This is a genomic window from Paraburkholderia unamae (assembly GCF_003268775.1).
GTDB classification, from domain to species: Bacteria; Pseudomonadota; Gammaproteobacteria; order Burkholderiales; family Burkholderiaceae; genus Paraburkholderia; species Paraburkholderia unamae.
Map to the genome: position 1 here is coordinate 12,959 of NZ_QLSU01000038.1, position 13,090 is coordinate 26,048.

At 67.2% G+C, this 13,090-nt stretch carries 11 protein-coding genes; 6 read left to right on the forward strand and 5 right to left on the reverse strand.

The genetic code is table 11. From position 1 onward, the window contains the following. Positions 1 to 57: 57 nt before the first annotated feature. The gene (locus C7401_RS38450; protein ID WP_112177282.1) at positions 58 to 1,428 is read right to left on the reverse strand and encodes an MFS transporter; all 1,371 of its coding nucleotides are present in this window, start codon (positions 1,426 to 1,428) and stop codon (positions 58 to 60) included. 286 nt (positions 1,429 to 1,714) lie between these two features. Here C7401_RS38450 and C7401_RS44670 point away from each other — a divergent pair, with 286 nt between their 5' ends. The 3 genes from C7401_RS44670 (at position 1,715) to C7401_RS38465 (ending at position 5,424) form a co-directional block, all read left to right on the forward strand. Next, on the forward strand, positions 1,715 to 2,638 hold the full coding sequence (locus tag C7401_RS44670) for a LysR family transcriptional regulator (RefSeq protein ID WP_165841915.1): 924 nt from the start codon (positions 1,715 to 1,717) through the stop codon (positions 2,636 to 2,638). Between the two features lie 147 nt (positions 2,639 to 2,785). Then, positions 2,786 to 3,958, forward strand: coding sequence for a fumarylacetoacetate hydrolase family protein (locus C7401_RS38460; protein WP_112177283.1), 1,173 nt, complete (start codon positions 2,786 to 2,788; stop codon positions 3,956 to 3,958). 17 nt (positions 3,959 to 3,975) lie between these two features. Next, entirely contained in the window at positions 3,976 to 5,424 is a 1,449-nt protein-coding gene (locus C7401_RS38465) for an aldehyde dehydrogenase (NADP(+)) (protein WP_112177284.1), read from the forward strand. Positions 5,425 to 5,570: 146 nt separating this feature from the next. On the opposite strand, the gene C7401_RS38470 is transcribed toward C7401_RS38465, so the two are convergent. The 4 genes from C7401_RS38470 to C7401_RS38485 all read right to left on the reverse strand — a co-directional run bounded on the left by C7401_RS38470 (position 5,571) and on the right by C7401_RS38485 (position 10,040). Beyond that, positions 5,571 to 6,203 carry a LysE family translocator gene (locus C7401_RS38470; protein ID WP_112177285.1) on the reverse strand — a complete coding sequence of 211 codons (633 nt, stop codon included), beginning with the start codon at positions 6,201 to 6,203 and terminating at the stop codon, positions 5,571 to 5,573. Positions 6,204 to 6,321: 118 nt separating this feature from the next. Continuing rightward, entirely contained in the window at positions 6,322 to 7,161 is an 840-nt protein-coding gene (locus tag C7401_RS38475) for an IclR family transcriptional regulator (RefSeq protein WP_112177286.1), read from the reverse strand. Positions 7,162 to 7,280: 119 nt separating this feature from the next. Then, positions 7,281 to 8,525, reverse strand: coding sequence for a CaiB/BaiF CoA transferase family protein (locus tag C7401_RS38480; RefSeq protein ID WP_258397393.1), 1,245 nt, complete (start codon positions 8,523 to 8,525; stop codon positions 7,281 to 7,283). A 207-nt stretch (positions 8,526 to 8,732) separates the two neighbouring features. Further along, positions 8,733 to 10,040: an MFS transporter gene (locus tag C7401_RS38485; RefSeq protein ID WP_112177288.1), complete on the reverse strand. Its 1,308-nt coding sequence runs from the start codon at positions 10,038 to 10,040 to the stop codon at positions 8,733 to 8,735. A gap of 307 nt (positions 10,041 to 10,347) precedes the next feature. Between C7401_RS38485 and C7401_RS38490 the strand changes: the two genes are divergently transcribed. Genes C7401_RS38490 through C7401_RS38500 form a run of 3 tightly spaced genes read left to right on the forward strand, consistent with a single transcriptional unit; the run spans position 10,348 to position 13,086 of the window. Next, positions 10,348 to 10,821 carry a MaoC family dehydratase gene (locus C7401_RS38490; RefSeq protein WP_112177289.1) on the forward strand — a complete coding sequence of 158 codons (474 nt, stop codon included), beginning with the start codon at positions 10,348 to 10,350 and terminating at the stop codon, positions 10,819 to 10,821. A gap of 57 nt (positions 10,822 to 10,878) precedes the next feature. Continuing rightward, positions 10,879 to 12,045 carry an acyl-CoA dehydrogenase family protein gene (locus C7401_RS38495; RefSeq protein ID WP_112177290.1) on the forward strand — a complete coding sequence of 389 codons (1,167 nt, stop codon included), beginning with the start codon at positions 10,879 to 10,881 and terminating at the stop codon, positions 12,043 to 12,045. Between the two features lie 27 nt (positions 12,046 to 12,072). Continuing rightward, a complete protein-coding gene (locus C7401_RS38500; RefSeq protein WP_220092899.1) occupies positions 12,073 to 13,086 on the forward strand; it encodes an acyl-CoA dehydrogenase family protein in 1,014 nt (337 codons plus the stop codon). Positions 13,087 to 13,090 lie beyond the last annotated feature (4 nt).

The window sequence follows — 13,090 nt, forward strand, 5'->3', positions numbered from 1 at the left end:
GGAGGCGGCGGGGCGGCAATGCCGCCTTGAACGGCCGCTTTGCAAACAAGCGCGGCGTTACTGGACGGTGTGGCGCGCGCTTTGCGAGCCGGGCCGGTTCGAGTCGGCCAACGCTGGGTGAGCGGCCTGGGCGCGAGCGATAAAGCGCCGCCGATCCGCGTCGGGATGGATCAGCCACGCGGCGAGCAAGCCCGCGATCACGGAGAATCCCCCGGCCACGATCATGCCGAGGCGATAGCCGGTGACGACGTCCGCGGCGCGGTCGATGATCCATCCCATCACCGCGGGCGTGATCAGGCCCGCCAGTGTCGTGATGCAGATGTTGATGCCCAGCACGCCGCCGCGTTGCGCGCCCGGCACGATTTCGCCCGCGAGCGTGACACCGGTCACGAACGTGAACGAAGCCAGCGAGAACGCGAGCGTCACGGTCGCGATGAGCAGCGGCCCAACGGGCACGAACGGCATGAGCGCCAGTGCGCCGCCGGAGACGACCACCGCCGCCGCGCCCAGCGTTCCGCGCGCATGGCGACTGGAAATGCCGCGCTTCATGAGCCATTGCGACCCGCCGCTCAGCGCCGGTGAGGCGATCATCTGGCCAAAGGCGGGCAGCACGACGATCCAGCCGACCTGCTCGATCGAATAGCCGCCAACGCGTGTGAGATAGCTCGGCAGCCAGACGGTGGCGACCGTGAGCATCACATAGGCGGCAAACCCGCCCAGATCGCAACCCACGCACGTGCGCGCGAGCAGCAACACGCGCAGCGGGACGCGCGCGGGCAGCGCGTGAAGGTCTGGGCGTGCCTGGGCGGTGGCATGTTCGCCGTGCCCGCCCTGCCCGTCGTGCATGCCAAGCGGCCCCTCCTGGCCGACCCGGAGCCATGCCGCGCTCCAGACCAGGCCGACGACGGCGAGCAACTGAAACGCGGCGTGCCAGCCATACGCGGCGATCACCGCCGTGATGCCGGGCGCGATGAAGCCCGCTCCGAACGCGGCCCCGATCGTTAGCAATGCAGAGGGCACCATGCGCTCGTGATCCGGGAACCACTTATAGAGCGCGTGCACGGCAACGGGAAAAGCCGGGCCTTCGCTCGCGCCCAGCAAGATGCGCGACGCGAGCAGCGTGGCGGGCGTCGCGTACAGGAGCAGCGGCGCCTGTGACAAGGACCAGATCACGGCCATGCCGAACAGCAGCCAACGCGTTTTGACGCGATTGGCCAGCAAGCCGACCAGCAACGCCGAAACGGAAAAGAGCGCATAAAAGCTTGCCGCGATGCGCCCGAACGCCGCGTGGGTGAGATGCAGGTCTCGCATGATCGGCCCGGCGGCGAGCCCGATCAGGGACTTGTCGGCGAAATTGATCGCCAGAAACAAAAACAGTCCGGCGACGATGATCCATCTCCGGCCCTTACCGCTCGCGTCGAACGCCATGGTGTCTCCTCTCGCGGCCATTGTCGTCGCGCCGGCCAACACCGATCGCCTTCCCGCTGCCGCGTGCCGCACATTGAACGACGCCCGGCTTGATTACACAATTGCATTCTTTGCATCCAATCGATGCAGCATGCGCATGTACTTCGGGGCCACATCGGACCGGCGAAAACCTGCGTCGGGTGGGCAAACCACGCGTTGCGAGGGGGCACAAACTTCGCTATCTTGCGGTGTCACGGCACGCTGCGGCGTTGCCGCTCGCGCCACCTTTTTCCGGAGTCACGTCCCGTTGGTCGAAATCAGCGTCCGCCGGTTGAACCATATCGTCGCCCTCGCCGAAGAAGGCAGCTTTGCGCGCGCGGCCGAGCGCGTCCATTTGAGCCAGCCGGCGCTCAGCCGCAGTGTGCAGGCCATCGAGGAAGAACTCGGTTTGCGCCTGTTCGATCGCGCGACGCGCGGCGTGGCGGTGACGCAGGCGGGCAAGCTGATCATCGAGCGAGCGCGCCGCGTGCTGTTCGAAGCGGGCTGTCTCGTGCGCGACGTCGAATTGCTCAAGACACACGAGGCGGGCGAGGTGCGCATCGGGCTCGGACCGTACCCCGCTGCGTTGCTGTTGCCCGACCTGCTGACGGCGTTCGCCACCGGTTATCCGAACGTGCAGATGAAAGCCGAGCTCAATCACGCGCACGTGATGATCGACATGCTGCTCAAGGAGCAACTGGACTTCCTCGTGCTCGACCGCCGGGTGCTGCCCGACAACGCATCGCTATCGGTGCGGCGTCTGCCGCGCCACAACGGCAACTGGTTTGCCCGGCCCGGCCATCCGTTGATGCAACGCGGGCCGGTGCCGTCGAGCGCGCTGCGCGACTATCCGATCGTGACCGTGCCGTTGCCGCAATACATGCGCAGCGCGGTGCACCGCCTGCTGAAAATCCGCTCGCACGAGCGAATTCCGATCCAGCTCGAATGCAATGACGTGCGCGTGCTCAAGGGCTACGTGGAAACCAGCGACGCGGTGCTGTTCGCAACGGCATCGGTGACACGGCGCGAGCTTGAGGCGAAAACGCTCGCGGCCGTGCCGTTGACCGACGCACCGCGTACGGGTCTGGAATTCGCGCTGGTCTCGCTGGCCGAGCGAACCCTCTCGCCTGCCGGAGAAGTTGCGCTGGCGCTCACCGAGCGCATGCTCGACGAGGCCAACGTCGACGCGTAACGCTCGCAGCGCCAGCCCTACGATCAGCCATTTTGATACCGGTATCATATTTTCGTCCAACCTGTTGGAAGATGAAGCATTCCTTTGGACGAACCCGCGCTTGCGGCCTACGATGCGACTCGCCACTCCCACTCTCGAAAGTCTTCCATGTCCACAGCTTCCGCCTATCTTCCGCACGATCTCGACCGCGCCCTGCTCGTCGGCCGCGTCTGGCGCCCCACCCCGGATGGTGACGGCCCCTGCGTCGTCGTCGTTCGCGGCGGCATGGTCTTCGACATCTCGCCTGTCGCGCCCACCACGGCCGACCTGTTCGAGCGCGACGATCTGCTCGATGTGATCCGCCATACGCCCGGCGAGCCGCTCGGCCCGGTCGGCGCGCTGATCGAGCACAGCCTCGCGGCCAGGCGCCCCGCCGATCGCCCCTCGCTGCTCGCGCCGTGCGACCTGCAAGCCATCAAGGCCTGCGGCGTGACGTTCGCGGTGAGCCTGCTGGAGCGCGTGATCGAAGAACAGGCGGGCGGCGACCCCGCCAAAGCGCAGGCCGTGCGCGCCGAAATCACCCAGCTCATCGGCACCGATCTTTCGAAGATCAAGCCCGGTTCCGAGGCCGCGAGCAAGCTGAAGGACGAACTTCAGCGCCGGGGCGCGTGGTCGCAATACATGGAAGTCGGCATCGGCCCGGACGCCGAGGTGTTCTCGAAGTCGCAGCCCATGTCCTCGGTCGGCTTCGGCGCCGATATCGGTCTGCATCCGGCCTCCGCATGGAACAACCCCGAGCCGGAAATCGTGCTCGCGGTCAACAGCCGGGGCGACGTGGTGGGCGCGACGCTCGGCAACGACGTCAATCTGCGCGACATCGAGGGCCGCTCCGCGCTGCTGCTCGGCAAGTGCAAGGACAACAACGGCTCCTGCGCCATCGGCCCGTTCATCCGCGTGTTCGACGACGCGTTCACGCTCGACTCGGTTCGCGCCACGAGCGTGTCACTGTGCGTGGAAGGCGCGGACGACGACTTCCTGCTCGAAGGCGTGAGCCATATGCAGGAAATCAGCCGCGACCCGCTCGATCTCGTTTCGCAGACATGGGGCCGCCACCATCAGTATCCCGACGGCTTCATGCTGTTCCTCGGCACGATGTTCTCGCCGATCAAGGACCGCGACGCGCCCGGCGGCGGCTTTACCCATCACCTCGGCGACCGGGTCACGATCAGCGCGCCGCCGCTCGGCGCCATCGTCAACACCGTGCGCCTGAGCACCGAAATCGAACCGTGGACGTTCGGCGTGCGAGCGCTGTATGCCAATCTGGCCGCGCGCGGTCTTTAATCTGGAGTGAATTCGCAATGCAAACAGACAACAACGTAGCGCCGTTCGCGCGCATCGACGAAGCCGCCGCGCTCGCGCACGAAGCCCAGGCGACTTACGGCGCGGCTTCGCGCGCGGTGCGCAGCGCCCTGCTGCGGGGCCTCGCCGACGCGCTCGAACGCGACGTCGCCCAGCTCGTCGCCATCGCCGATGAAGAAACCTCGCTCGGCGCGGCGCGTTTGAACGGCGAAGTCGCACGCACGGCGTTCCAGTTGCGCGGCTTTGCCGAGCGCGTGGACGCGGGCGTCGCCCATCGCCACGTCGACGACGCGGCTGTGCCCGGTGCGCCGCCCGCAGGCCGCCCGCATCTCACGCGCGTGCAGATCCCGCTCGGACCTGTCGCAATGTTTTCGGCGAGCAATTTCCCGTTCGCGTTCTCGGTGCTCGGCGGCGATACGGCGTCGGCGCTCGCAGCGGGTTGCACGGTGATCGTCAAGCCGCACTCGGGCCACCCCGAACTCTCGCGCCGCGTGCATGCGCTGGCCGCCGGCGTGTTGCGCGAACAGGGCCTGCCGCAAGGCGTGATCGCGTTCGTCGATCAAGCGTCGCGCGAAGCGGCCGTGCATCTCGTGGGCCATGCCGATGTCGCGGCGGTGGCGTTCACGGGTTCGTACCAGGGCGGCGTGGCCCTGTGGCGCGCGGCCAATGCGCGCCGCCGGCCGATTCCGTTCTACGGCGAACTCGGCTCGATCAACCCGCTCGTGGTGCTCCCGCAAGCGCTCGCCGAAGGCGTCGACACGCCCGCCGCCACGCTTGCCGCGTCCATCACGGCGGGCTGCGGTCAGTTCTGCACGAGCCCCGGCTTGATCCTCGTTCGCGACGATGCCGACGGCGAACGTTTCGCGCAAGCGCTGGCCCAGGCCTTGTCCGCGCTGAAGCCCCATGCGATGCTCACGGCCGCCATGCGCCGTGGCTTCGAAAGCGCGAGCGCGCATGTCGCAAGTCAGGCGGGCGTGCGCGTGCGTCTTGCCGCGCCCGAGCAAAACGAAGAAGCCGCCGCACCCGCGCCCCGTCTTTTCGAAACCGACGCGCAAACGTTCATCGCGAACGCGGCGCTGCATGAAGAGATGTTCGGCCCCGCCGCATTGATCGTGAAGGTGCGCGACGAAGCGCAAACGCTCGACGTGCTGGGCGCCGTGGAAGGTTCGCTCACGGTCACGCTGTGGGGTGCGCAGGCCGATACGCCCGGGAATCGCGCGCTTGCCGCCGCTGCGCAACGCATCGCGGGGCGCGTGCTGTTCGGCAGCGTGCCGACCGGCGTCGCCGTGTGCGACGCGCAGCAGCACGGCGGCCCGTGGCCCGCTTCGACGCAACCGCAAACCACCTCGGTGGGTTATGCCGCGATCGAGCGCTTCCTGCGCCCGGTTGCGTTGCAAGATGCGCCGCAGTGGGCGATCGACGCGACTAGCGGTACGGCTGGAGCGTAAGCGAGCCCGTCTTCGATAGATGTAGCGCAAAAAAGCGGAGACCGGATTTGAAACCCGGTCTCCGCTTTTTGCATGTGGATGCGTCGCGGCGGTTGGCCCGGTGTTGCCAGGACAATCCGCTCAGGATCGCCGGGCGTCCCCCTGTTTCATCTCCGGCTTGCCATCGCAAGCCGGATCGCGAGCCCCGCGAACACCGTTCCAAGCAGATACTGCGCAAGCCTCGATTGACGCCGCCCTCCCATCAATCGACGCACCACACGGCTCGCTCCCACGATCACCACGCCATTCACAACGAAACCGATCGCATTGAGCACGGTGGCCAGCATCAATATCTGCAAGGCGACGGAGCCGTCTTGCGGGCGCACGAATTGCGGAAAAAGCGCGAGCACGAACAGGGCCATCTTGGGATTGAGCAGATTCGTCAACAACCCTTGCCGGAAAATCCGTCCCAATGACTTTCGAGCGGATGTCGTCGCGGCCGACGCGATGGTTGCATTCGCCCGGAATGTTTTCCAGGCGAGGTAGAGCAGATACGCGGCGCCGGCGAAGCGAACCGCGTCGTAAGCGGCCGGCACGGCCAGAAACAACTCGGAGAGCCCAAACGCGGCCGCCATCGCGTGACAGTAGGTGCCCGCCTGAATGCCGGCCAGCGAGGCGAAGCCCGCGGCGCGCCCCTGGCTCACGCTCCTCGAAGCGATCAGCAGCATGTCCGGGCCGGGTGTCATCGTCAGAGCAAGGCAAGCGCCGGAAAAGAGCGCGAGCGTAGATAGACCGAGCATGGGAATCCCTTTTGTTGGCAAGGCACAAAAGGGATCTCAGTCTATTGAAGAGGCGCGGTCCGGTCAAACCCCGCAAGCCGGCCGCGCGCCGGCCTGCGCGCGCGAGGGCGTCGCCCGCTCAAGCCACCGGCTTTGCAAGCGCAAATGCATGCGGCCCGGCGTAGCCAAGCAGCGCCGACACTTCCGCCGCGCCGCGCGCGATCAGCGCCTTGAAGCGTTCCATGCCCGGCACGCCGCGGCTCACGGGCGTGCCCATCACGAGCGTCGCAATCACCGCACCCGACTCGTCGCGTATCGGCGCGGCGAAGCCCACCACGTCGGCGGAGCTTTGCTCGACCGTGGCCGCCACGCCGGTTTCCGCCACGTCCTTGATGATGGCTTTCAGCTCGCGCTTGAGCGTGCGCGTGGCGGGCGTGTGCGCACGCAGGTCGGCCGTGCGCAAATACTCGGCCTGCTGCGCCTCGCTCATCGCCGCGAGCAGCACGCGCCCGCCCGATGACGAAAACAGTTCGCGCCGCTCGCCGATGCCCGCGATAAAACGGATCGCGCTGCGGCTTTCCGCCGACATCACATAGACCATGGAAGGCCGGTCGCTCGCGAGCTGGCCGATCAGGATCGTCTCCCCCGCCTCCAGCGCGAGGCGCTCCATCACGGGCCGCGCGATCTCGGGAAAACGCCGCTGGGCGACGATGGCCGCGCCAAGCTTGAACGCTTCCACGCCTAGCGCGTACTTGCCGCCGTTGTGCGCGAGGTAATGCGCGTGCGTGAGCGCGCGCAGCAGCGCGAGGAGGCTGGTCTTCGGCGTCGCGCTCAACTCCGCGAGTTCGGTGAGCGTGGCGCCTTGCGGGTGGTCGGCGAGTATGCGCAGGACCTGCACGATACGCGTCGTGGCGCGCGGGCCGGGTGACGCTGTCGTGGCGTCGGTGCCCGGCTCACGGTCTTCGGGGTGGCGCGGCATGGATCGATTGACGGTTGAACGGTGCGAAAAATTATACATGTCGCCCTGCCCTCGAAATGCGTGTTATCGGGCCGCGCGCGGCGGCCGGTGCGTGCCCGGATGGCGCGAGGGGATCTCCCTCAGACGGCCGCCTCTTGCGCGCCGCGCTCGCACACCTGGGCGCTTGCACCGACCGCGCCGCTCGCGCACAGCGCGTCGATGCGCGCGGCGTCGAGGCCGAGCAGGCCGTCGAGCAGCGTGCGCGTGTGCTCGCCCAGCAGCGGCGGCGCCATGTCGTATTCCACGGGAGTCGCCGAAAGCCGCAGCGGACTCGCCACGCTGGGCGAGGTGCCCGCCAGCGGATGCGCGATGCGGCGCACCGCTTCGCGCGCGAGCGCCTGCTCGGAGCCGAACGCCTGCGCCACGTCGTTGATCGGCCCGCACGGCACGCCGCACGCTTCGAGCGCGGCGATCCAGGCGTCGCGCGTGCGGGTGAGGAACGCCTTTTCGAGCACCGGCAAAAGCAGCGCGCGATTCACGCTGCGCGCGCTGTTGGTGGCGAAGCGCGGATCGGCCGCCAGTTCGTTCATTGCCATCGCGCCGCACAGCGAGCGGAACTGGCTGTCATTGCCGCACGCGAGAATCAGGTGTCCGTCGCTCGCCGCGAAGGTCTGGTACGGCACGACGTTCGGATGCGCGTTGCCCAGCCGGCGCGGCGCTTCGCCCGTGCACAGGTAGTTCATCGACTGGTTCGCGAGCATCGCGAGCTGGCAGTCGAGCAGCGCGATGTCGATATGCTGGCCAAGGCCGCTGTGCTCGCGCTCGATCACGGCGGCGAGCACGCCCGTTGTCGCATACATGCCGGCCATGAGGTCCGTGACCGCCACGCCCACCTTTTCCGGGCCGCCGCCGGGCGCGCCGTCGGGTTCGCCCGTGATGCTCATGAGACCGCCCATGCCCTGGATCAGGAAGTCGTAGCCCGCGCGGTGCGCGAGCGGCCCGGTCTGGCCAAAGCCCGTGACCGAACAGTAGATGAGCCCCGGGTTGAGCGCCGCGAGGCTTTCATAGTCGAGGCCGTACTTCTTCAGGCCGCCCACCTTGAAGTTTTCCACCAGCACGTCGCACTGGCGCGCGAGTTCGCGAATCAGCGCGGCGCCTTCGGGCGCGGCGATATCCACGGCCATCGAGAGCTTGCCGCGGTTCGCGCACTGGTAGTAGGCGCTTTCCACCGTGTCGCGGCCGGCTTCGTCGCGCAGGTAAGGCGGCCCCCACGAACGCGTTTCGTCGCCGCTGCCGGGCCGCTCGATCTTGATCACCTGCGCGCCGAGATCCGCGAGATTCTGCGTGCACCACGGCCCGGCCAGCACGCGCGAAAGATCAAGCACGCGGATGCCTTCGAGCGGGCGGCGCCGGCCGCCGCCCTGCGGGGGTACCTCTCGTGCTTCCTGTGCTTGCGGGCTTGTCTTTGCCTGCGCTTCGCTGGATTGCGATGCCGCCGGGTGCCTCGTTTGTTGCTGCATGTGAAATAACCTCTGCCTGGATTTCTGGACTACACCTTCCGTTCTTGCCTGCGCGCGTGGCGCGAAGCGCGCTCAATCGAGCGGCTTGCCGTTCGTCTCGGGCATGCGCCAGTAAGCGATCAGGCTCACCGCCGCGCCTGCGCACACGTAGGCGAGAAACCAGCCCTCGCGCTGCTGCGCCTGGAGCCACGTCATGAGATAGGGCGTCGTGCCGCCGAGCAGCGCGACCACGAGGTTGTACGCCGCGCCGATGCCGATGCCGCGCACCTGCGTGGAAAAGAGCTCGGCCATGATCGCCGGGGCGATGGCCGAATACAGCCCATAGGTCAGCAGACCGAAGCTTTCCACGAGCAGCATCGACGTGATGCTCGGGCCGATGGCGCGCACCACCGGATAGAGGAACACGAGGTATGCCGCTGCGAACACCATCAACTGCGGACGGCGCCCGAAACGGTCCGACAACGCGCCGAAGAACGGTTGCGCGATCATGAAGATGGCGATGCTCAAGCTGCTCGCCAGGAAGGCGTCGGCGGGCGTGGCGCCGGCGTGGCGGATCGCGTAGATCGGCATGAAGCTGATGAACAGATAGAAGCTGAACGCGCCCAGCACGCTGATGCCCACGAGGCGCAGAACGGCGGTGCGATAGTGCGTCCACGTCCACCACAGCGAGCGGCGCTCGATGCGGCCTGCGCGGCGCATCTGCTCGAACGCGTGCGTCTCGCCCACGTTGCGGCGCATCCAGAAGCCCGCGAGCGAGCCGCAGCCGCCAATGAAGAACGGAATGCGCCAGCCCCATGCCATGAGTGCCTCCTTCGACATCACGTTCGTCATCACGCTGGCCAGCGCCGAAGCGAGCAGCAGGCCCGCCGCGATGCTGAAGAACAGAAAGCTGCCGTACAGGCCGCGCCGTTTCGCGGGCGCGGATTCCGCGAGGAACGTGGTGGCCGCACCATATTCGCCGCCCACGGAAAGCCCTTGCACCATGCGCAGCACGGTCATGAGCACGGGCGCGAACACGCCGATCGTGGCATAGGTGGGCAACACCGCGATCAGGAGCGACGAACCCGCCATCATCATGATGGTGAGCGTGAGCGCGGCGCGCCGCCCGAAGCGATCGGAAAAGCCGCCGATCACCCAGCCGCCCAGCGGCCGCATGAAAAAGCCCACCGCGAACACGGCGAAGGTCGCGAGCAGCGACGCCGTATCGCTATCGGCGGGAAAGAACTGCTTGCCGAAGTAGATCGCGAAGGTCGTGTACACCGACCAGTCGAACCACTCCACCACGTTGCCGACGCTGCCGGCGAATATGACACTGGCCATGCGGCGCGGCGCCGCTTCGGCGCCCGCGCCCGCCTGCGCGATCTCGGGATTGGCGTTCATCCTGCTTGTCTCCTTTGCTCCTGGGCTTCGGTTTTATCGAATCGTTCTGGTTATCGTGCCGGTCGTTCGGCGTGGTTCGGAATTTAGCACTGGATTCTAAATTCGGAACGAATTGTGCGCCTGGCGTATACCCTTTGGGATCTGAAATTTTCGCCAATTCGTCTTTATAAACAGCAACTTATGACCTCCAGAACGCCCTCTTTGTCTGTTCCGATATTCGAACAACATTGCCGATATCGGAACTCGACTCTAGAATCGGAACACGACATCGGCGCAGCGCGCCAACCATCACTGGAGGAAGACAGGCATGACGACGACACACGAAAACGCCCAACTGCTCGGACGCGGCTTCTACTGGCAAGAGTTGCAGGCAGGCCAGCGCTTTCGCACGTTCCGGCGCACGGTCACCGAAACCGATCTCGTGAATTTCATTTCTGCCACGGGCATGCTCGAAGCGATTTTTATCGACGCGGATTTCGAGCACGGCGCCATGAGCGGCCGCCCCGTGCCGGGCGCGCTCACGAGCGGGCTGATCGAAGGTTTGCTGTTTCAGACCATGGTGCAAGGCACCGGGCTCGCCATGCTCGAGTTCTCGATGAAGGCGCACGCGCCGGTGCTGGTGAACGACACGATCTACGGCGTAGTGGAAGTCGAGGAAGTGAAGCCCACCTCCAAGCACAACCGCGCGGTCGTGACGAGCCGCGTGGAAGTGCTCAACCAGCGCGACGAACTCGTGCTCTCGTACACGGTCAAGCGCATGCTCGCGGGCCGCCCCGAATGAGCGCGCAAGCGCCCGATCCATACGCATTGCCTGGAACTGCCAACTAAGCAGCACGCCATGACCGATCCATTCAAACTCAGAACCATTCCGCCCGAAGACGAGGCCTTGCGCGCTCCCGTGCGCGCCTTCCTCGCCGATGCCCTGAAGGGCGTGCCGCCCGCCGTGCGCGCGCGCTCGTGGCTTGGCTTCGACGCCGACTTCAGCCGCCAGCTCGCCGCACGCGGCTGGGTCGGCCTCACGCTGCCGCGCGAGTATGGCGGCGGCGGGCGCAGCCCGTTTGCGCGCTTCGTGCTTGTCGAGGAACTGCTCGCCGCCGGCGCGCCGGTTTCGGCGCACTGGATTGCCGACCGCCAGAGCGGCCCGCTCATCGCACGCTACGGCACGCCAGGGCAGAAGGCGTTCTACCTGCCGCGCATCTGCAAGGCCGAGGCGTTTTTCTGTATCGGCATGAGCGAGCCGAATGCGGGCTCCGACCTCGCAAGCGTGCGCACGCGCGCCGAGCGCACGGCCACCGGCTGGCGTCTTTCGGGCCGCAAGATCTGGACGACCAACGCCCCGCACTCGCACTACATGATCGCGCTCGTGCGCACCTCGGGCGTGCCCGAGGACCGGCACCGCGGGCTCTCACAACTGATCGTGGACCTCTCGCTGCCTGGCGTCCATGTCGCGCCGATCCGCGACCTCACGGGCGACGCGCACTTCTCCGAAGTCACGTTCGACGACGTGGAATTGCCCGCCGACGCGCTGATCGGCTCCGAAGGCGCAGGCTGGGAACAGGTGAGCGCCGAACTCGCGTTCGAACGCAGCGGCCCCGAGCGCATCTATTCGAGCATCGTGCTGCTCGAAGAATGGGCGCATACGTTGCGCGAGGCCAAGCGCACGAAGCAAGCGCCGGTGAGCGAAAGCGATCGCCGCACGCTCGGCGCGTTCGTGACCGAACTGGCCACGCTGCGCGCGATGTCGGTGGCCGTGACGGGCCAGCTTGCCGATGGCGCGAGCCCCGCCACCCAGGCCGCGCTGGTGAAGGACCTGGGCACGAGCTTCGAGCAAAGCGTGCCCACGCTGATCGGCGACGCGCTCGGCGCGCATCCCCAGCAAGCCGTGACGCCCGAGCTTGCCGGCACGCTCGACTACGTGACGAAAATCGCACCGTCGTATTCGCTGCGCGGCGGCACGCGCGAGATCCTGCGCGGCATGATCGCGCGCGGTCTCGGACTGCGCTAAAGGGAGAAGAACATGGAGGAGAACACCATGGATGACATGCTGACCGAATCGGCGGAAAACGTGCTCGCGCAATGCTGCACGCCGCAATTCGTGCGCACCGTGGAGGCGGCGCGCGAACGCGGCGCGGGCCGCGACCTGTGGGATCAGCTCGACGCACTCGGCTTTCTCGACGCGCTCGTGCCCGAAGACAAGGGTGGCTCGGGTTTGCGCCTCGCCGCCACGACGGGCGCGCTGTTCGCATTCGGCGCGCATGCGCTGCCGCTGCCGGCCGCGCACACCATGATCGCGCGCGATCTGCTCGCGCGCGCGGGCGTCGAAGCGCCGCGCGGGCCCATCGCGCTTGCGCTCGCCCATGCCTCGCGGCATGGCGCGGCATTCGTGCCATACGGCCTCGTTGCCGACGCCATCATCGTCGAAACCGCCGATGGCGTGAGCCTCGTTTCGCTCGCCGCTGCCGAAGTCCAGGCCCACGGCGACAGCCTCGACGCCACGCTCACGTGGCCCGCGCACGCGGCGCGCGCGCTGCCGTCAACGGTGCGCGGCGTGGCGGAGCTGGGTGCGCTCGCCACGGCGGCGACCATGGCGGGCGCCATGCAGCGCGTGTTCGACATGACGCTCGGCTACGTGAACGAGCGCCAGCAGTTCGGCCGCTCGCTCGGTAAATTCCAGGCGGTGCAACAGCAGTTGAGCGTGATGGCCGAGCATGTGGCCGCCACGCGCGTGGCCGCGCAACTGGGCTGCGCGGGGCATGGCACCTCGGAGCAGCGCCTTGCGGCCGCGATCGCGAAGGCGCGCGCCAGCCGCGCGGCGCCGCTCGTGGCCAACGGCGCGCACGCGCTCACGGGCGCGATGGGCATCACCGCCGAGTTCGATCTCCAGCTCCATACGCGCCGGTTGCATGCGCAACGTTTGCAGTATGGATCGGAGTCCTATTGGGATGAGGTGGTCGGCGCGCACGCCATCGACCGCTGGAGCAGCGTCGCCGCAGGCGTCGTCGGCATCTTCGACGCGCTCGACGAAGCGGTTGCGACCGCTTCGTGACCGG